The sequence below is a fragment of the Actinomycetospora flava genome, assembly GCF_037400335.1.
GTDB lineage: Bacteria > Actinomycetota > Actinomycetes > Mycobacteriales > Pseudonocardiaceae > Actinomycetospora > Actinomycetospora flava.
Map to the genome: position 1 here is coordinate 1 of NZ_JBBEGM010000008.1, position 18,202 is coordinate 18,202.

Below are 18,202 nucleotides of genomic sequence, written 5' to 3' on the forward strand. Positions count from 1 at the left end.
GGGCCTGCAGGCGGTCGCGGACCGGCTGCTGGCGCACCTCGACCCCGACGGCGAAGAACCCCCCGAGGAGGACGCCGGGCGGGACGACGAGCTGTGGTTCGTGCGCCGCAAGAACGGAGTGTTGCTGTTCCGGGGGCGGATGTCGGATCCGGTCGACGCCGAGGCGTTCGTCGAGACCATCGACACCATGGCCACCCCCTGCGGGCCCGACGACCAGCGCGAACTCAAGCTGCGGCGCATCGAAGGACTCAAAGACCTCGTCAACGACGCCACCGGCCCCCCACGGCATCGCCTCTGATGCCCGCCGCGACCACGGCGAGGCCAGCGACGAAACGACCGACGACGCGGCTGACGCCACCACCGACGCCGCCTCAGGCGACGAACCGACCGACGACGGCGCGGCCGATGACACCGCTCGTGACGCGGCCGAGGACGGGTTGATCCCTGCGCCCCGCCGCCCGGAGCCGTCCGGGCACCCGGCGGGACGTACGGCGCGGGCCGCGCGGCCGGGGCGGGCGCTGCTCACGATCACCCTCGACCAGCGGTGGCTCACCGACACCCTCACCACCCGCGGCCGCCACCGTGGCTACGGGCTGCTCGACTCCGGCGCCCCCGTCCACCCCGCCACCCTGCGCCGCTGGGCCTGCGACGCCGACATCGTCCCCATCGTCCTCGGCCCGAAATCCGAACCCCTCGACGTCGGACGCCTCCAACGCACCGTCACCGACGCCATCCGCCGCGCCCTCAACCTGCGAGACGGCGGCTGCGCCTTCCCCGACTGCACCCGCCGACCCCGCCGCTGCCACGCCCACCACATCCGCCACTGGCGCGACCACGGCCCCACCCGGATCGACAACCTGGTGCTGCTGTGCAGCTACCATCACCAACTCCTGCACCACGGCCACTGGACCGTCACCATCCGAGACGGCCGACCCTGGTTCACCCCACCCCACTGGATCGACCCCACCCGACAACCCCGCCTCGGCGGACGACCCCGCATCCCCGTCTGACACGAAACGCTTCGACAATCGAAGCGAACCCGCGAAAGCCGGCGCGCCCTCGGACCGGCGAGGGCCGGCGAGGGCGAGCGAGAGGAATACCGCGTCAGCGGCTGGGCCCGCCGAACTCGCCCGCGAGCACACCCCGCCGGAAGGCGACCCATTCGTCGTCGCGGAAGTGCAGCACCGCGCCCGAGGAGTGCTCGCGCACGGCGCGACCGTCATCGGCGCCCGCGGTCACGTCGACCGCGCCGTTCGCCGACGGGACGTCGCGGGCGACCTCGTCGAGGAACGCCGTCCACGCCGGCCCGTCGAGGTGCAGCACCGGGCCCTCGCCGTGCTCCTTGGTGTCGCGCAGGTAGGTCGCGCCGTCGGCCTCGAGGACCTCGACGCAGCTCGCGCCGTTGGAGCTGAAGCTGGAGGTCCGCCATCTCGTGTGGGTCATGGACTCGTCTCCTTGCACCGTGGGGAGCGATGCGGCCGCGGCACCGGGCTCACGGCTCAGGTACACAGCGCCGCGCGTCGGTCGCGGATCACCTCGAGGGAGGCGTCCGGCGGCAACGCTGCGGCGCGAAGTCTCGCAGCGGCGGTGCGGTATCCGCCAATCCGGTCAGGATCCTGGACGTAGACCGCCCCGTCCTGGAACTCCACGTAACCAATTGATCGCGCAGCGTCGAAATCGAGCAGCGTGAACTCGCCGTCGAGCCCGTCGTGTACGGCGACCGCCAAGGGCATCACCCGGATGCTGACGTTGTCCTGCGCCGAGAGTGTCAGCAGATGGTCGAGCTGTTCGGCCATCACGGTGGGCCCGCCCACGAGCCGGTCGAGAATCGTCTCCTCGATCACCGCTTCGTAGCGCAGCGGCCGTGCGGCGTCGTGCAGACGTTGCTGGCGCGCGAGGCGCAGTGCCACGACGCGATCCACGTCGACGACGGGCACGCGCAGCGCGTCGGCGAGCAGCGCCGTGGCGTAGGCGCGCGTCTGCAGCAGCCCGTGCAGGAGCAGCGGCTCGTAGGCGAACGCGGCGGTCGCCAGGCCCTCGAGCCCGACGAAGGTGCGCAGCCAGTCCGGGACGACGTCGGCGAACGGCGCCCACCAGGTGCCGCGGTCGGCGGCCGAGGCCAGGGAGGCGAGCCGGTCGACGTCGGCGACGTCCGCCCCGTAGGACCGCAGGAGCCGCGCGACCTCGTCGGGCCGCTGCTGGTTCTTCCCCTGCTCCAGATAGTTGATCTTCGCGTGGGTGCAGCCGAGCACCCGGGCCGCGGCGGTCTGGGTGTGACCCGCGCCCTCGCGCGCCGACCGCAGCTCGTGCCCGATCAGCCAGCGCAGCGCGCTGGGGTCGGACCGGTCCGGACCACCGGACCCGCGTCGTTCCGTGTCCCCCGCTTCGGCGGTGCGATCCACGCCCCGCGTACCTCCTACAGCCCCCTGCCGCGCCGCCGGTCGGCGCCGGTCGTCCGGAAGGGTAGCCACCTGACGCAACACGAACCGGTGAACTACTCTTGGCTCTACATGTAACTGCGCCGGTGAGTGACCTGGAGGCCGAGGTGCCCGATCCCACCGTCGATCCTCTCGCCACCCGGACCGGGCTGCGGGCGGTGCCGGACACGCCCGGCGAGTCCACCTGGATCCTCCCCGCCGAACCGGTCAGCGGCACCACGACCACCACCGCGACGGGCCACCGGGCGACCCTGACGCACTGTCGGTGCGGGCTCCCGGTCGGCGGCGAGGGCTACGACGTGTCGGTCGACGCCGAGCCGCCCGACCTCGTCACGGTCACCGTGCTCGGCCAGGTCCCGGGCGTCACACGCTGGGACCGGGGCGCCGACGGGCTCTGGCACCCGGCCCGCACGCGCTACCAGGCGTCGACCCCGCCGGTGCCCTGGCGAGCGCTCGGGGTGTGCGCCGCGCGCCGGCGGCACCGGATCGTCCCGGTGAGGCGCCTGAACCGGTAGGCGTGCCGGCAGATCAGGCGTGCCGGCGGAAGAGCGGCGCCCGCCCGGGCGGCTGCTCGACGTCGCCGACCGGCGGCGCCGGCGGCAGGTCCCGCGTGACCGGCTCCCCCTTCGCCACGGTGACGGACTCGCCGTGGTGCCCGATCTCGAGGTCGTCGCCCTCCTCGAGCGTGTAGGTGGCGTCCGCGCTCTCGATCGCGACGTGCAGCGAGCGCCCCCGCCACTGGATGCGGAACCGCAGGCCCGAGAGCGCCTCGGGCAGGCGCGGCGCGAACGTCAGCTGCCCGTCGTGGGTGCGCATGCCGCCCAGGCCCATGACGATCGAGGTCCACGCGCTGCCCATGGCCGCGAGGTGCACGCCGTCGCGGACGTTGTGCTCCAGGTCGGCGAGGTCCATCTGCGCCGACTCGCACAGGTAGTCGTAGGCGAGGTCCAGGTGGCCGGTCTCGGCGGCCATCACCGCGAGCGTGCCGGGGGAGAGCGAGGAGTCCCGGACGGTCACGCGCTCGTAGTAGACGAAGTTGTCGTGCTTCTGCTCCGGGGTGAACGCGTCCGGGCACTGCACCATCGCCAGCACGAGGTCCGGCTGCTTGACGACCTGCTTGCGGTAGAGGTCGAAGTACGGGTAGTTGAGCAGCAGCGGGTAGTTCTCCTCGGGCGTGTTCTCGAAGTCCCACACCGCGTGGCGGGTGAAGCCCTCGCTCTGCTGGTGCACGCCGAGCGCCTCGTCGAACGGGATGACCATCGAGCTCGCCGCGGAGCGCCAGCTCGCGATCTCCTCGGGCGAGACGTGCAGCCGCTCGGCCTCGCGGGGCCAGCGGACCGCGGCGTCCGCGGCCCCGCGCAGGTTCTTCTGCGCCATGAGGTTGGTGTAGACGTTGTTGTCGGCGACCGCGGAGTACTCGTCGGGGCCGGTGACGCCGTCGATGCGGAAGGCGCTGTCGCTGTCGTGGTGGCCCAGCGAGCGCCACAGCCGCGCGGTCGCCACGAGCAGGTCGACGCCGATCTCGCGTTCGAACGCCTTGTCGTCGGTGGCCGCAACGTAGCGCATCACGGCGTCGGCGATGTCGGCGTTGACGTGGAACGCCGCGGTGCCGGCGGGCCAGTAGCCCGAGCACTCCTCGCCGTTGATCGTCCGCCAGGCGAACGCGGCGCCGTCGAGGCCGAGCTTGGCGGCGTGCGCGGTGGCGATGTCCAGCGTGCTGTGGCGCCAGCGCAGTGCGTCGGCGGCCGCGCGCGGCTGGGTGTACATGAACACCGGGAGCACGAACGTCTCGCCGTCCCAGAAGCTGTGGCCGTCGTAGCCCTGGCCGGTGAGGCCCTTGGCGCCGATCGCGCGGTGCTCGGCGCGGGCGCCGGCCTGCAGCACCTGGAACAGGCAGAAGCGCAGCGCCTGCTGCAGGCGCGGGTCGCCGTCGATCTCGAGGTCGGCCTTCGCCCAGAACGCCTCGAGGTATTCCCGCTGCGCGGCGAGCAGGCCGTCCCAGCCGGTGTAGACCGAGGCGTCGAGCGCGGCCTCGACCTGGTCGACGATCGCGGGCTGGGAGCGCTGGCTCGACCAGCCGTAGGCCATGTACTTGACGACGCGCAGCTTCTGGCCGGGCTTCAGGCGGGTGATCACCGTCGTGCGCCCGACGTTGTTCGAGCAGGAGCTGGTGACCTGGGCGTCGTCGGGCCCGAAGACCTGGTGCTCCATGGCCGCGCCGACGCGCAGCTCCGAGCGCCGCGTCTGGTGGGTCATGCGCGCGCCGTGGGACGAGTACGAGTGGTGCTCGGGGACGAGCACGTTCTGCAGCGCCGCCGCGACGCGCGGGTCGCCCTCGATGACGGGCATCTGCTCGTTGGCGAAGAGCTCGGACTGGATGACGAGCAGCGCCTCCGAGCCGGCGTCCTCGGGGACGGCGACCTCGTAGGAGATCGCGGCCACCGAGCGCTGCGAGAACGACACGAGCCGCTCGGAGGTGACCGTGACCCGCTGGCCGTTGGGCGACACCCAGTCGACGTGGCGGGTGAGCGTGCCGGCGCGCATGTCGAGCGTGCGGTGGTGGGCGAGCACCTGGCCGTAGCGCACGTCGAGCGGCTCGTCGTCGACGAGCACCCGGATGAGCTTGCCGTTGGGGACGTTGACCAGCGTCTGGCCCTCGTCCGGGTAGCCGAACCCGCCCTCGGCGTGCGGCAGCGGGCGCGACTCGTAGAACGAGTTGAGGTAGGTGCCCGGCATCGCGTGCGGCTCCCCCTCGTCGAGGTTGCCGCGCATGCCGACGTGCCCGTTGGCCAGCGCGAACAGCGACTCGGTCTGCGGGAGCGCGTCGAGGTCGACGTGGGGCTCGTGCACCGTCCACGGGTCGACGCGGAACGGGTTGCTGATCACGGGTTCTCCTCGTCGACGGGTCGGTCCGCGGGGCTCTCCACGGAGCGGTTCACGCGGGTCGGAGCGTATCCGGGGTCGCCGCGGGCACCGGGCCTACGGTGGAGTGATGGTTGCTCGCGTCCGTATCCCCCGCTCGGAGCTCGACGTCCACCCGCTCTGCCTGGGCGGCAACGTCTTCGGGTGGACCGCCGACGCCGCCGCGTCGGCCGCGGTCCTCGACGCCTACCTCGACGCGGGCGGGAACTTCGTCGACAGCGCCGACTCGTACACCTGGCGGGTCGAGGGCAACAGCGGCGGCGACTCCGAACGCGTGCTCGGCGACTGGATGGCGGCGCGCGGGGTGCGCGACCGCGTCGTCGTCGCCACCAAGGTCGGGTCGTGGCCGGAACGGCCGGGCCTGTCGCCGGAGAACGTCCGGGCGGCGTGCGACGACTCGCTGCGCCGCCTGCGCACCGACCACATCGACCTCTACTACGCCCACCGCGACGACCCCGACACCCCGCTCGAGGACGCCCTCGGCGCGTTCGACGAGCTCGTGACGGCCGGCAAGATCCGGGCCGTCGGGCTGTCGAACTTCTCGGCCGAGCGCCTGACCTCGGCGCTCACCGTCGCCGACAAGCACGGCCTCGCCCGGCCCGTCGCGCTGCAGCCGCACTACAACCTCGTGGAGCGCGCCGTCTACGAGGACGAGCTCGCCGACGTCGCCGCGGACGCCGACCTCGGCGTCATGCCGTACTTCGCGCTGGCCAAGGGCTTCCTCACCGGCAAGTACCGCCCGGGCGACCCGGCCCCGGACACGAGCGGGCCGATGGCCTCGGCCCGTGCCGGCGGCGCAGTCGCGTACCTCGACGACCGGGGGACGCGGGTGCTGGGGGTGCTCGAGGAGGTCGCCGGCGCGCACGACGTGCCGATGGCGGCCGTCGCGCTCGCGTGGCTCGCCGCGCAGCCGACCGTCACGGCGCCGATCGCGTCGGCCCGCACCGTCGAGCAGCTCGCGACGATCCTGCCGATGGCGGACCTGGTGCTCGCGCTCGACGAGATCGCCGCGCTGACCGAGGCGTCGGAGGACACTCGGCTGGCGAGCTGAGGGCCGCTCGGGTCTCATGAACGTGTGAGCGCGCTCTCCTCGGTGCACCGCGCCCTGCAGGTGCTGGAGGTCGTCGCCGCGGCCGGCGACGGGATCAGCGCGAAGGCCGTCGCCCGGCGCCTCGAGTACAACCTCTCGACGACCTACCACCTGCTCGACAGCCTCGTGTCGGACGGCTACCTCGTGCGCCTGGAGGAGCCCCGCGGGTTCGGCCTGGGCCCGAAGCTGCCGGCGCTGCACGACCGCCTCGTCGCGCAGCTGCCGGTGCCGCGCGGGCTGGGCGGGATCCTCGGCGAGGTGCACGGCCACGCCGGGGCGGGCGCCCTGTACGCGGCGTTCCGCGACGACGACGTGGTGGTCGTGGGCCACGACGACTGTGCCGAGCACCCGGTACCCGTGATCTCGGCGTGGCGGGGAGCCCTGCACGCCACCGCGGTCGGCAAGCTCTGGCTGGCCGAGGTGGCCGGCCCCTCCCGGCGGGCGATCCTCGACCGCGACGGGCTGCCCGCGCACGCCTACCGGACGATGACCGACCTCGACGAGCTCGAGCGCGAGCTCGACGCCGTGCGCCGCCGCGACCTCGCCGTCGACCGCGGCGAGTTCCGCGAGCGCCTGGCCTGCATGGCCGCGCCCGTGCGGGTGCCGTCGGCGTGCGGGCCGACGCTGGTCGGCGCCGTGGCGGTGGCGGTCCCGGTCGTCCCCGCCGGCGGGCCCGGCAGCATCGCCGACCGGCGCGACCGGCTCGAGCGCGCCGTGCGCGAGGGCGCGCGTCGCCTGTCCGTGGCGCTGCAGGATCCCGTTTCCACTGGATGGGACGACGGCGGGCCGGGGGCCGTGCGGCGCGGATAACCTGCCGCGCATGAGTGCCCGGACCAGCGCCCCGTTCCGCGCCGACCACGTCGGGAGTCTCCTGCGCCCGCAGGCCCTGAAGCAGGCCCGCTCCGATCACGCGGAGGGGCGCATCGGCGCCGACGAGCTCCGCAAGGTCGAGGACGAGGCCATCCGCGACGCGGTGCGGCTCCAGGAGGACGCCGGCCTGCAGGCGGCCACCGACGGCGAGTTCCGCCGCACCTCCTGGCACATGGACTTCCTGTACCAGCTCGACGGCGTCACCTCGTCGAAGGACTCGTCGGTGGAGGTGGCGTTCCGCAACGCCTCGGGCGACCTCACCTTCGCCGCCATGTCGCTGGTGATCGACCAGCGGATCGGGATCTCGCAGACGATCTTCGGCGACGCCTTCTCGATGCTGGCGTCGACCGTGACGACCGCGGTCCCGAAGCTGACGATCCCCTCGCCGTCGATGCTGCACTACCGCCTCGGCGGCGCCCCGGTGCACGAGGGCTCGCCGTACTCCGACCCGGACGCGTTCTGGGCGGACCTCGCGGCGGCCTACCGCGACGAGGTGTCGCGGCTCTACCAGGCCGGCGTGCGGTACCTCCAGCTCGACGACACCTCGCTCGCCTACCTCAACGACCCGGCGCAGCGCGAGTCGATGGCCGCCCGCGGCGAGGACGCCGACCACATGCACGAGCGCTACGTCGCCACGATCAACGAGGTGCTCCGCGACCGGCCCGCCGACCTGCGCGTCACCACGCACATGTGCCGCGGGAACTACCGCTCCTCCTGGGCGGCCGAGGGCGGCTACGACTACGTCGCCGAGACCGTCTTCGGCGGCCTCGAGATCGACGGCTTCTTCTGCGAGTACGACGACGCGCGCTCCGGCGACTTCTCCCCGCTGCGCTTCGTGCCCCGCGGCGACCAGCAGGTCGTGCTCGGTCTGGTGACCACCAAGACCGGCGAGCTCGAGGACCCGGACACCCTCAAGCGCCGCATCGAGGAGGCGACGAAGTACGTGCCGCTCGAGCAGCTCTGCCTCTCCCCGCAGTGCGGGTTCTCCTCGACGGTCGAGGGCAACGACCTGACCGCCGACCAGCAGCGCGCGAAGCTCGACCTCGTCGTCTCCGTGGCCCGGGACGTCTGGGGCTGACGCCACGACGCCGGCGCGCCCACCCCCGATCGGGGGTGGGCGCGCCGGCGGGTCGTGGCGAGGTTCAGACGCCGTAGCGCGCCGCGAGCTGGCCGCGGCAGATGCTCGTGTTCGCGTCGACGCCGACCTGGTACGAGCGTGCCTTGCGCAGGTGCAGTGGCAGGGCCTCGACGCCGACCGTGGCGCCCGAGGGGTCGACGACGAGCGGGTCGCCGTCGTCGGCCGGGATGCCGAGTTCGCGGCGCCGGGCCCGCAACCGGTGCAGATCGGCACTGTCAGGAGCATCGGCCAGCGTCATCGCCGCCACCTGCTCCGGCGTCGCCCCCGCCCGCACGAGGGGCCGGACCACGAGATCGGTGCCGGCCATCAGCGCGCGTTCGGTGAACGTGCGCCGCAGGTCGTCGAGCTCCGCCACGGCCTCGCCGACCTCGGTCCCCGCCATCGACCCCACGAAGCCCGCCCGCGCGGCGACGCCGGCGTTGATCGCGTCGGACGCGAAGTGGTCGGCGAGCGTCACGTCGGCGGTCCCGACGCCGGCCACGGCCGACACCGCGTCGTGGGCGTCGGCGACCATGAGGAACGCGAAGTTCGGGGCGCAGAAGTAGGTGGGCAGGCGCAGCGACACGTGGGCGACCCCGTCGTCGGACACCGAACAGGAGCCGACGAAGTCCAGGGAGACCACGTCGGCGTCGAGCTCGGGGTCGCGCACGGTGCGCAGCGCCTCCCACACCCGCGCCGTCGTCCCCGTCGCGGCCGACGCCTCGGCCTCGTTGGAGCCGGCGACGCGGGTGTCGGAGAGCACGGTCATGCCTGGGCCACCTCCCGGTCGACCAGCTCCGCGTCGCCGGGCGACGCGGGGGCGCTGGTGTCCGCGGACAGCTGGGCCTCCGCGGGCACCGGGATGTCGTAGAGCCGGGCCGCGTTCAGGCCGAGGATCTTCTTCTTGCCGTCGACGCCGAGGGCCGGGTAGTCGGCGTACTCCTCGCTGTCCGGGTAGTTCCAGTCGACGAGGCCCTCGACCTGCCACTTCGGTTCCCAGATGTTGTAGTCCGAGCCGAAGGTCATCTTGTCCTCGCCGACCCAGAACAGCAGCTCGCCCATCACCTTGGCGAAGAAGCGCGGGCGGGCGTGCATGAGCCCGCCGAGCACGACCGACAGGCCCGCGTAGACGTTGGGCTCCTGCGTCGCCATGAAGCAGAAGTCCTCGATGCGCGGCAGCCCCACGTGCTCGACGATGAAGTTGAGGCCCTGGAAGTCGGTGGCGGCGTGGTCGACGTCGGAGACGTCGAACGCGTCCTTGTCCAGCGGCCAGATCGTCGGGCCCTTGTGGACGTGGATGTTCTTGATGCCCAGTTCCTGGGCGCGCTCGAGGAAGCGGTAGCACTCCGGGTCGGAGAGCTTGTAGCCGCGCGAGTCGCCGTTCCATTCCGCGGTGTAGAGCTTCGCGCCGAGCGGCTGGTAGGTCTCGACGTTCTTCTCGAACTCGCGCATGCCGGCGTCGCCGTCGCGCGGGTCGAAGCGCGTGTTGACGCGGAACTTCTCCGGGTACTTCTTCGCCAGTTCGCCGTTGCGCTCGCTGGTGTTGAAGCCGTCCTTGTACCACTCGCGCAGGTAGGTCGACTGGAAGATCGCGACGTCGACGTGGCCCTCGTCGAAGACCTCGCGCATCAGCTGGTCCTCGGAGACCTTCTGGAACTCCTTGAGCGGCTGGTGCGTCTCGGCGGGGCCGAGCGACTGGTAGGCGTGGAAGCACTCGATCCAGCCCTTGGCGTACTGCTCGGCGCCCTGCACCCAGTTCTCGGGCGAAGCGTCCCAGTAGTGCATGTGGGAATCGACGACGAAGTACTTCTCACCGTTCTTCTCGTACACGGAGACGGCCTCCCCAGGCGTGCGCGGTCGTGGTGGTGGATGTGGTGGTGACCACGCGGCCCACATCACACGTGATCGTCGGGGCGTGGGCAAGACCACGGATTCCGTGGGTCGCCGAAACGGACGAACCGGACATCGCGAGGAGGCTCCGCGTACCGTCGGACCCATGCGCATCGTCATCGCCGGCGGACACGGGAAGATCGCGCTGCGCCTCGAGCGGCAGGCCGCCGCGCGGGGTGACGCGACGGTCGCCCTCATCCGCGACCCGGACCAGTCCGACGACGTCCGCGACGCCGGTGCCGAGCCCGCCGTCGCCGACCTCGAGGCGACCCGCGCCGACGAGCTCGCGACCCACCTGACCGGCGCGGACGCCGTCGTCTTCGCCGCCGGGGCGGGGCCGGGCAGCACGGTCGAGCGCAAGGGCACCGTCGACCGCGACGCGGCCCTGCTCCTCGCCGACGCCGCCGCGGCGGCCGGGGTCCGGCGCTACGTGCTGGTCTCGGCGATGAACATCGACAGCCCGCCGGCGCCCGAGGACGACGACTCGGTCTGGGCCCACTACCTGCGCGCGAAGAAGGCCGCCGAGGACGCGCTTCGGGCGCGGAGCGACCTGGACCTGACGATCCTGCGGCCCGGGCGCCTCACCGACGACCCGGGCACCGGGCTCGTGCGGCTCGGCGCCGTCGACGGTCAGCCGCCGGTGGGCTACGGCGAGGTCACCCGCGACGACGTCGCCGCCGTCCTGCTGGCGCTGCTCGACGCCCCGGACACGGCGGGCGCGGTGCTCGACCTCGTCGGCGGCACCGTGCCGCCGGCCCAGGCCGTCGCCGCCCTCCGCGGGGCGAACGCCCCCCGCTGACAGGGACGACTCAGCCGATCAGCCCCTGCTCGCGCAGGAACGACCGCGCGACCTCGTCGGGGCTGCGCCCGCCCGCGGAGACGCGCTCGTTGAGCTGGCGCATCACCGGCTCGGTGAGGGTCGGCGCGAGCATCCGGCCGAGCAGGGCGAGCCGGGGGGCGCGCGCCATGACGTCGCTGCGGACGGTGAGCGCGGCGTTGTAGGGCAGGAAGTAGCCGCGGTCGTCGACGAGCGTGGAGAGCCGCAGCGGGTTGAGGCGGCCGTCGGTGGCGAACACCTCGCCGAACGTGCAGGGGTTCGCGGCCGCGACGGCGTCGTAGATCTGGTCGATCTCGCGGGTGTCGAGCGCCTGGTCCCCGAGCGGGATGTCGTAGGTGGCGAGCATCCCCTGCAGGCCGTCCTCGCGCCCGGTGAACTCCTGGTCGACGCACAGCGTGCCCGCCGGCGACCCGGAGCGGACGAGGGCGGCGAAGTCGGAGAGCGTCCGGACCCGCAGCCGCTGGGCCGTGTCGGTGCGCACGCCGATCGCGTAGGTGTTGTTGAACGGGGTGGGGTCGAGCCAGGTCACCTGGTTGCCCTCGTCCGCGGTGCGCACGGCGTCGAACAGGGCCTGCGGGTCGGCGATCGTCGACTCCTGGGACAGGTACAGGCGCCACGCGGTGCCCGTGTACTCCCAGTACATGTCGATCTGACCGCTGGTCAGGGCGGCGCGGACGTTGGCCGAGCCCTTCGTGTCACAGCGGTCGACGACGGTGGCCCCGCTCGACTGGAGCAGGGCGATGGTCATCTTGCAGAGCACGATCTGCTCCGCGAACTCCTTGCCGCCGACGGTCAGCGTCTGCCCGCCGAGGTCGACCTCCCGGGCGAAGCTGCCCGGCGGGGTGAGGCGCTGCTCCTGGGAGCACCCGGCGAGCAGGCCGGCGATCAGCACCACGAGGAGGGTGAACGGGACCGGGGAACGCCGGGATCGGGGCACGGGCGTGGCGCCTTCGTCTCGTACGGTCGTGGACGGTCTTTCCCCGCGACGACGGCGGCCGGCCGGGGCCCGAGGACCCGCGACCGGCCGCCGCCGTCGTCACACCGTGAGGACCATCAGGGGCCTCACTGGCCGCCGATGAATCCCTGCTGCTGCAGCCAGCGGGTGGCCACCTGCTGGGGGTCCTGCCCCTGCGAGGAGACCTGCCCGTTGAGGTCGAGCATGACCTCGTTGGTCAGACGCGGGGTGATCGCGTCGAAGACCCGCTGGACGCTCGGGTTCCGGTCGAAGACCTCCTTGCGGAAGGTCGGCGACGCGTTGTACTGCGGGAAGTAGTTCTTGTCGTCCTGCAGCGTCACCAGGTTCAGGCCGGGGATGCGGCCGTCGGTGGTGAAGACCTCGCCGAAGTTGCACGGGTTGCCGTTGGCGGTGGCCTGGTAGATGGCGCCCGTGTCCAGCGTGTTCAGCCCGGGGGGACCGGCCGGCGGGTTGGTGACCCCGTAGGTCCGGTACAGGCCCGCGAGGCCGTCGTCACGACCGGCGAACTCGGCCTCGACGCAGAGCGTCGCCGCCGGGTTGCCGCTGTTGGTGAAGTTGCCCCAGTCGGTCAGCGTCCGCAGGTTGTTCTGGTCCGCGAACGGACGGGTCACCGCGAGGCCGTAGGTGTTGTTGAACGGCGACGGCGGCAGCCAGACGATGTTGTTCTGCGCCAGGTCGGCGTCACGGGTCGCGATGTACTGCTGCTCGGAGCCCGGGATCGGCGAGGCGTTCTTGAGGTGGGTGATCCAGCCGGTGCCGGTGTACTCCCAGTACATGTCGATCTGACCGCCGACGAGGGCGGCGCGGGTCGACGCGGTACCGGTGATGTTGCAGCGGTCGTTGGCCGTCGCGCCCACCGACTGGAGGGCGGCGATGGTCATCTTGCAGAGGACCAGCTGCTCGTCGAACTCCTTGCCACCGACCGTGTAGGTCTGGCCCTGCAGGTTGATGCCGCTGGCCGCCAGGCTGCCGCCCTGGGCCGTGGGCTGGCCGCTGCCCGACAGGCCACCGCAGCCTGCGGCCAGGAGGGCCGTGGCGGCGAGCGTCACCGCGCCCGCCCGCCAGCCGGAACGACGACCGGAGCGGCCGCCGCGGAATGTCCACCGCACAGTGTTCTCCTTATCCTCCGGGGTTGGCCGGGCCTCGCGGGCGGGGCGGTCGGCCGAGAGAAATCTCGAGGGGCCCGGCGTCAGCCGGACCGGGACACGACGATCCGTTCGACGACGCCGGCGAGCCAGTCGATGAGCAGGGCCACCGTGGCGATGACGGCGCCGGCGACCAGCAGGACGTTGATGCGGTTGAGCCGCAGCGCCTGCTGGACCAGCTCGCCGAGACCGCCCGCGCCGATGTAGCTGGCGAGGGTCGCGGTACCGACGTTGAGCACGAGCGCCACGCGCAGGCCGGCGACGATGACCGGCACCGCGAGCGGGATCTCGACGCGGAACAGGGTCTGCCGTGACGACATCCCCATGCCGCGCGCCGCCTCGATGAGCGACTGGTCGACCTGCTGCAGACCGATGACCGTGTTGCGGAGCACCGGGAGCAGCGCGGCCAGCGTCAGGCCGATGACGGCGGTGGTGACGCCGAAGTCGAGCCAGAACGCCATGAGCAGCAGGACGCCGAACGGCGGCAGCGCCTGGGCGAAGCCACCGACGGCGAGCACGGGGCCCTGGGCCTTCCGGGCGCCCCGCCTGCTCAGCAGGATGCCCAGGGGCACCGCGATGATCAGCACCAGGACCGTCGACAGGAACGCGAGCCAGAGGTGCTGCCGGAGCAGGCCCGCCACGTTGTCGGCGGCGAGCACGCGCTCCTCGATGGTGTCGAGGTCGCGGGTCTGGATGTACACGAAGAGCAGGATCAGCAGCAGGACGATGATCGCCGGCAGGATCACCAGGTCGTAGTGCTGCTGCCAGAGCCGCGAGAGCCTGCTCTGCTGCGGGCCCTCGACCTCCTCGACCGACTGCTCGGCCTGGGTGTTGATGGTCTCCGGGGTGGCCGTGCTCATGCGTCACGCTCCCGGGTGCGCAGCCCGCCGACGAGGTCGTTCCAGTGCAGGACACCCTGCGCGCGGCCCTGCTCGTCGACGACCGCGACCAGGGCGGCCCCGCCGTCGAGCATGACGTCCACCGCGTCGTAGACCGTGCCCGAGATCGGCACCGTCACCAGCGCGACGCCGGTCGCGTCGGCGCCGGGCAGGTGGCGCCACGAGACCGGCTTGCCGGAGGAGTCGACCTCGGCCACCGGGTGGCCGTTGCTGTTGCCCACGGCCTTCTCGTCGGTCTCGATGGGGTGGAGCTCCAGGCGGGCGAGCTCGAGCAGGGACAGGCGCCGGACCGCCGCACCGCCGCCGACGAAGTCGGAGACGAAGTCGTTGGCGGGCCGGGTGAGGACCGTGTCGGGGTCCGCGTACTGCTCGAGCTTCCCGGTGGCGAACACCGCGATCTTGTCGCCCAGCTTCACGGCCTCCTGGAGGTCGTGGGTGACGAAGGCGATCGTCTTGCCGATCGTGCGCTGGATCTCGAGGAACTCGTCCTGGAGGCGGTCACGGGTGATCGGGTCGATGGCGCCGAACGGCTCGTCCATGAGCATGACCGGCGGGTTCGCGGCGAGCGCGCGGGCGACGCCGACGCGCTGCTGCTGGCCACCGGAGAGCTGGCGGGGGTAGCGGTCGCGGAAGGTCGAGGGCTCGAGGCCCACGAGGTGGAGCAGCTCGTCGGCCCGCTCCTTGATCTGCTGCTTGTCCCAACCGAGCATCTTCGGGACGACGCCGATGTTGTCGGCGATCGAGAAGTGCGGGAACAGGCCGCCCTGCTGGATGACGTAGCCGATCTGGCGGCGCAGGAGGTCGCCGTTGACGTGGGTGACGTCCTTGCCGTCGAGCAGGATGCGCCCGGCCGTCGGCTCGATCAGCCGGTTGATCATCTTCAGCGTGGTGGTCTTGCCGCAGCCCGAGGGGCCGATGAGCATGACGATCTCGCCCTTGGGGATCGCCATGTCGAGCTGGCTCACCGCGGGCGTCTCGCTGCCCGGGTAGATCTTCTCGACGCCCTCCAGAACGATCATGTCGGACGACCCGGCGCCGGTGTCCGGGACGATGGCGGTCTGGTCTTGGTTGTCAGACACGGATACCCCTGGGGATGGTCAGGCGCTGGACGATGGCGAAGAAGATCTCGAAGACGGCGGCGACGACGAGGCACAGCAGCGTGCCCGCGAGGACCTGGTAGAAGGAGTTCGCCGCACCGATGCGCGAGATCCCGTTGAGGAGCAGGATGCCGAGGCCGGGCCCCTGGACGACGGCGCCGACCACGGCGATCGAGATCGAGATCAGCGTGGTGACCCGGATGCCGTTGAGGATGACCGGCCACGCCAGCGGGAGCTGGATGGTGAGCAGCCGGCGCAGGCGGCCGTAGCCGAGCCCCTTGGCCGACTCGAGCACGGCCCGGTCGACGGTGGTCAGGCCCGCCACGGTGTTCCGCAGCACCGTGTAGAGCGTGTAGATCGTCAGCACGATGATCGCGGTGGTGACTCCCAGCCCGGTGATGGGCAGGAACAGCGCGAACAGCGCCAGCGACGGCACGGTGAGCAGGGCGGCGGTGAAGACCAGACCGCCCTCGCGCACGCCGGCCGCGAACCAGTCGAGGGAGAACCGCCGCGGGTCGGGCTCACCGGTGGAGACCGCCAGCCCCAGCACGACGCTGATCAGGGAGCCCAGGCCGACGGCGATGAGCACCACCAGGAAATGGGCCTGCGTCAGGAAGACGATCTGCTGCGCATTGCTGGAGAGATAGTCCAGGAAGTTCACGACGCTCCTCTCTCGGGAGCAGGGGGGGTGGACAGGGCGGACACGTCGTCGTGGGCGAGCGGAGCGACGGGAGATCCTTGGGTCGGGCCGGATGGTCCGGCGCGGGCGGTGGCGCGCCCCGCCGGGCTCACCGCGCCCGCCCCCAGGGACCGGGACAGGTCGTAGGCCGCCCGCAGCACCGCGGCGCGGACCTCGTCCAGGACCGGATCGACGCGCGACTCGGGGCCGCTCACGCCGAGGGCGGCGACCACGGCGCCGCTGCTGTCGCGCACGGGCGCGCCGAGGGAGAGGAGGCCGCGGTCGGTCTCGTGGCGGGCCAGCGCCCAGCCCCGGCGGCGCTCGTCGGCGACCCGGGAGACGAGCTCGTCGAGCGATCGCGGTGCCGCCGGGCCGGCCGGACCGAGGCCCTCGGGCACGATGACCCGGGCGATCGCGGCCGTGTCGAGGTCGAACAGAAGTGCACGCCCGGTGGCAGTACACGACAACGGCACCGTGCGCCCCACCCACCCCGCCGCGCGCAGCTCGCTGTCCGGCGCGGCGGAGGCGATCGTCATGACGCTGCCGCCGCTGCGGATGCCGACGTCGACGCGCTCGCCGAGCAGCGCGGCCTCGCGGGCGACGGCGGTGTCGGCCTCGTCGCGCAGCCTGCGGTCCACCGCCGTGGCACCGATCGCGAACAAACGGGTGCCGATGCGGTAGCGCAGGGAACCGGGCTCGCGGTCGACGTAACCGGCGTCGGCGAGGAGCTTGAGCAGGCGCGAGACCTGCGACTTGTCCCGTCCGAGCTGCCGGGCGATCTCGACGACGCCCAGGGAGGAGGGGCCGCCCGGGGTACCGAGCAGGTCGAGGACGTCGAGGGCCCGGTTCACGGGGCCGCCGGCCTCGTCACGGGGGCGTCGCCCGCGGGGGGCGGGGGTGGTGGGGGCGGCCTCTTTCGAGCCGAGCGCGGCGGTGGGCGAGGCGGGGGACCGAGGTGCCGGCGTGTCCGTCGCTCCGGTGCGCGCGCGAGGGCTCACGGCTCGTCCCCCTTCCCGTCGACTCCGTTCCGGGCTCCCCGGATCGGGGCGTCTGCGGCAACGGGCGTTGTCTCAGCGACAACGACTGCGGGGACAGTAGGCGGGGAGAGCCGGGGTTGTCACCCCGTAGGTCCGACATTCGAGGGATGTTTCCCCGGGGATGGTGGACGCGGTGGGTGACCGAGTACCGGTCAGGGGCTCCGACAGAATCGGATCCGGGCAGCTCCGCGCCCGGTCGGACCCTCATCCGGGGTCGGACGACCGCTGCGGCTCACCATCAGTGACAACACCGATGTTTCGAGATCGTGATGTGCTCCCGGACCCCGGACGTCGCCCGTTCGGGGCGGGTCTCGGAGCCCCGGCCGGAGGCCGGCCGGAGGTCAGCCGGAGGTCAGCCGGAGGTCGTGGTGCGCGGGCCGGTGACCGCGGTGCGCGGGTTTCCGCCGACGCCCCACAGGGCGAGCAGGCGGTCCTCGATGCGCTCGAGCTCGCCGGCCACCGCGACGTGGGCGCTGCGGCGCCTGCTCGCGGGCATCTGCTCGGCGGCGCGCACGGCGGACTCGAGGTCGCTGAGGCGCTGCTCGGTGTCCTCGACGAACGCGCGGATCTCGGCCGGGCGGGTGCCGTCGCCGCCGCCGTGGCGCGTGCGCAGGTCCTGCGCGGACAGCGCGAGGTTGTGCACCCGGGCGTAGAGCGCGGCCCCGCGGCCGGTGAACTCGCCGATCTCGTCCGGGGCGACGCCGAGCTGACGCGCGCGGTGCGCGTCCCAGCGGTCCCGCGCCACGCCGACGGCCTGGTAGACGATCGGGGCCACGATCGGCACGACGATCCGGGCGATCCCGATGTAGCGCTTCACCTTCGCGCCGGTCCACGGGTCGGCGGCGGTGCCGTCGAGCTCGTCGTCCTTGTCGGCCGCGGCCTCGTCCGACTTCTGGCGCTTCTTCGCGGCCTTGAGGGCCTTCTTGTCCCCGAGCAGCGTCGCTTCCTGGGTCTCCGCGAGGTGGCGCTCGGCGAGCGCCGCGCGACGTCGCTCCTTCTGCGCCTTGACGGCCAGCTCGGCGGCCTTCCTGCTCACGACGTAGACGTCGTCGCCCACCTCGACGGTGTCCGCCTCCGTCGCGGGCCGCCCGCGCCGCAGCAGTCCCATGGACCCTCCAGTCCTCGTGCCCGTGGCCTGTCGTGCGTCCGGGCGGATCGCCCGCACCCTAGTGGCCGCGGGCGGGGCGTCGGAGTCCGTGACCCG

The 18,202-nt window shown here is 72.6% G+C and carries 19 protein-coding genes; 7 read left to right on the plus strand and 12 right to left on the minus strand.

Annotation, left to right across the window (positions count from 1 at the left end; translation table 11 throughout):
• Both WCD58_RS18835 and WCD58_RS33690 read left to right on the plus strand, forming a co-directional pair.
• The coding region (locus tag WCD58_RS18835) for a DUF222 domain-containing protein (protein WP_337704604.1) at positions 1-298 on the plus strand (298 nt) is incomplete at its 5' end.
• Positions 299-437: 139 nt separating this feature from the next.
• On the plus strand, positions 438-1,010 hold the full coding sequence (locus WCD58_RS33690) for an HNH endonuclease signature motif containing protein (RefSeq protein WP_373696249.1): 573 nt from the start codon (positions 438-440) through the stop codon (positions 1,008-1,010).
• A gap of 94 nt (positions 1,011-1,104) precedes the next feature.
• On the opposite strand, the gene WCD58_RS18845 is transcribed toward WCD58_RS33690, so the two are convergent.
• Together WCD58_RS18845 and WCD58_RS18850 are read right to left on the minus strand one after the other, a co-directional pair.
• Entirely contained in the window at positions 1,105-1,443 is a 339-nt protein-coding gene (locus WCD58_RS18845) for a DUF397 domain-containing protein (RefSeq protein ID WP_337704605.1), read from the minus strand.
• A gap of 56 nt (positions 1,444-1,499) precedes the next feature.
• Positions 1,500-2,402, minus strand: coding sequence for a helix-turn-helix domain-containing protein (locus WCD58_RS18850; protein ID WP_337704606.1), 903 nt, complete (start codon positions 2,400-2,402; stop codon positions 1,500-1,502).
• A 122-nt stretch (positions 2,403-2,524) separates the two neighbouring features.
• Here WCD58_RS18850 and WCD58_RS18855 point away from each other — a divergent pair, with 122 nt between their 5' ends.
• Positions 2,525-2,953, plus strand: coding sequence for a hypothetical protein (locus tag WCD58_RS18855; RefSeq protein ID WP_337704607.1), 429 nt, complete (start codon positions 2,525-2,527; stop codon positions 2,951-2,953).
• Between the two features lie 13 nt (positions 2,954-2,966).
• Here the strand turns inward: WCD58_RS18855 and WCD58_RS18860 are convergent, their stop codons facing one another.
• Positions 2,967-5,324, minus strand: coding sequence for a glycoside hydrolase family 65 protein (locus tag WCD58_RS18860; RefSeq protein WP_337704608.1), 2,358 nt, complete (start codon positions 5,322-5,324; stop codon positions 2,967-2,969).
• Between the two features lie 106 nt (positions 5,325-5,430).
• Here WCD58_RS18860 and WCD58_RS18865 point away from each other — a divergent pair, with 106 nt between their 5' ends.
• The 3 genes from WCD58_RS18865 to WCD58_RS18875 are packed head-to-tail and all read left to right on the plus strand — an operon-like array spanning position 5,431 to position 8,398.
• Entirely contained in the window at positions 5,431-6,411 is a 981-nt protein-coding gene (locus tag WCD58_RS18865) for an aldo/keto reductase (RefSeq protein ID WP_337704609.1), read from the plus strand.
• A 24-nt stretch (positions 6,412-6,435) separates the two neighbouring features.
• Complete coding sequence (locus tag WCD58_RS18870) at positions 6,436-7,260, plus strand: IclR family transcriptional regulator (protein ID WP_337704610.1); 825 nt, start codon at positions 6,436-6,438, stop codon at positions 7,258-7,260.
• Between the two features lie 10 nt (positions 7,261-7,270).
• Positions 7,271-8,398, plus strand: a complete 1,128-nt coding sequence (locus WCD58_RS18875; RefSeq protein ID WP_337704611.1) for a 5-methyltetrahydropteroyltriglutamate--homocysteine S-methyltransferase — start codon at positions 7,271-7,273, stop codon at positions 8,396-8,398.
• 64 nt (positions 8,399-8,462) lie between these two features.
• On the opposite strand, the gene WCD58_RS18880 is transcribed toward WCD58_RS18875, so the two are convergent.
• Both WCD58_RS18880 and WCD58_RS18885 read right to left on the minus strand, forming a co-directional pair.
• On the minus strand, positions 8,463-9,206 hold the full coding sequence (locus WCD58_RS18880) for a metal-sulfur cluster assembly factor (RefSeq protein ID WP_337704612.1): 744 nt from the start codon (positions 9,204-9,206) through the stop codon (positions 8,463-8,465).
• Positions 9,203-10,267 carry an amidohydrolase family protein gene (locus WCD58_RS18885; protein ID WP_337704613.1) on the minus strand — a complete coding sequence of 355 codons (1,065 nt, stop codon included), beginning with the start codon at positions 10,265-10,267 and terminating at the stop codon, positions 9,203-9,205. Before WCD58_RS18885 ends, WCD58_RS18880 begins: the two co-directional genes overlap by 4 nt.
• Positions 10,268-10,433: 166 nt before the next feature.
• Between WCD58_RS18885 and WCD58_RS18890 the strand changes: the two genes are divergently transcribed.
• Positions 10,434-11,126 carry an NAD(P)H-binding protein gene (locus tag WCD58_RS18890; RefSeq protein WP_337704614.1) on the plus strand — a complete coding sequence of 231 codons (693 nt, stop codon included), beginning with the start codon at positions 10,434-10,436 and terminating at the stop codon, positions 11,124-11,126.
• A gap of 10 nt (positions 11,127-11,136) precedes the next feature.
• Here the strand turns inward: WCD58_RS18890 and WCD58_RS18895 are convergent, their stop codons facing one another.
• The 7 genes from WCD58_RS18895 to WCD58_RS18925 form a co-directional block, all read right to left on the minus strand.
• Positions 11,137-12,057, minus strand: coding sequence for a glycine betaine ABC transporter substrate-binding protein (locus WCD58_RS18895; protein ID WP_337704615.1), 921 nt, complete (start codon positions 12,055-12,057; stop codon positions 11,137-11,139).
• A gap of 170 nt (positions 12,058-12,227) precedes the next feature.
• Complete coding sequence (locus tag WCD58_RS18900; protein ID WP_337704616.1) at positions 12,228-13,250, minus strand: glycine betaine ABC transporter substrate-binding protein; 1,023 nt, start codon at positions 13,248-13,250, stop codon at positions 12,228-12,230.
• Between the two features lie 80 nt (positions 13,251-13,330).
• Positions 13,331-14,146: an ABC transporter permease gene (locus WCD58_RS18905; protein WP_337704617.1), complete on the minus strand. Its 816-nt coding sequence runs from the start codon at positions 14,144-14,146 to the stop codon at positions 13,331-13,333.
• Complete coding sequence (locus WCD58_RS18910) at positions 14,143-15,204, minus strand: ABC transporter ATP-binding protein (protein ID WP_337704876.1); 1,062 nt, start codon at positions 15,202-15,204, stop codon at positions 14,143-14,145. Before WCD58_RS18910 ends, WCD58_RS18905 begins: the two co-directional genes overlap by 4 nt.
• 52 nt (positions 15,205-15,256) lie before the next feature.
• Entirely contained in the window at positions 15,257-15,943 is a 687-nt protein-coding gene (locus tag WCD58_RS18915; protein WP_337704618.1) for an ABC transporter permease, read from the minus strand.
• The gene (locus tag WCD58_RS18920; RefSeq protein ID WP_337704619.1) at positions 15,940-16,812 is read right to left on the minus strand and encodes an IclR family transcriptional regulator; all 873 of its coding nucleotides are present in this window, start codon (positions 16,810-16,812) and stop codon (positions 15,940-15,942) included. Before WCD58_RS18920 ends, WCD58_RS18915 begins: the two co-directional genes overlap by 4 nt.
• A gap of 538 nt (positions 16,813-17,350) precedes the next feature.
• Entirely contained in the window at positions 17,351-18,106 is a 756-nt protein-coding gene (locus WCD58_RS18925) for a DUF6474 family protein (RefSeq protein WP_337704620.1), read from the minus strand.
• Positions 18,107-18,202: the final 96 nt, after the last annotated feature.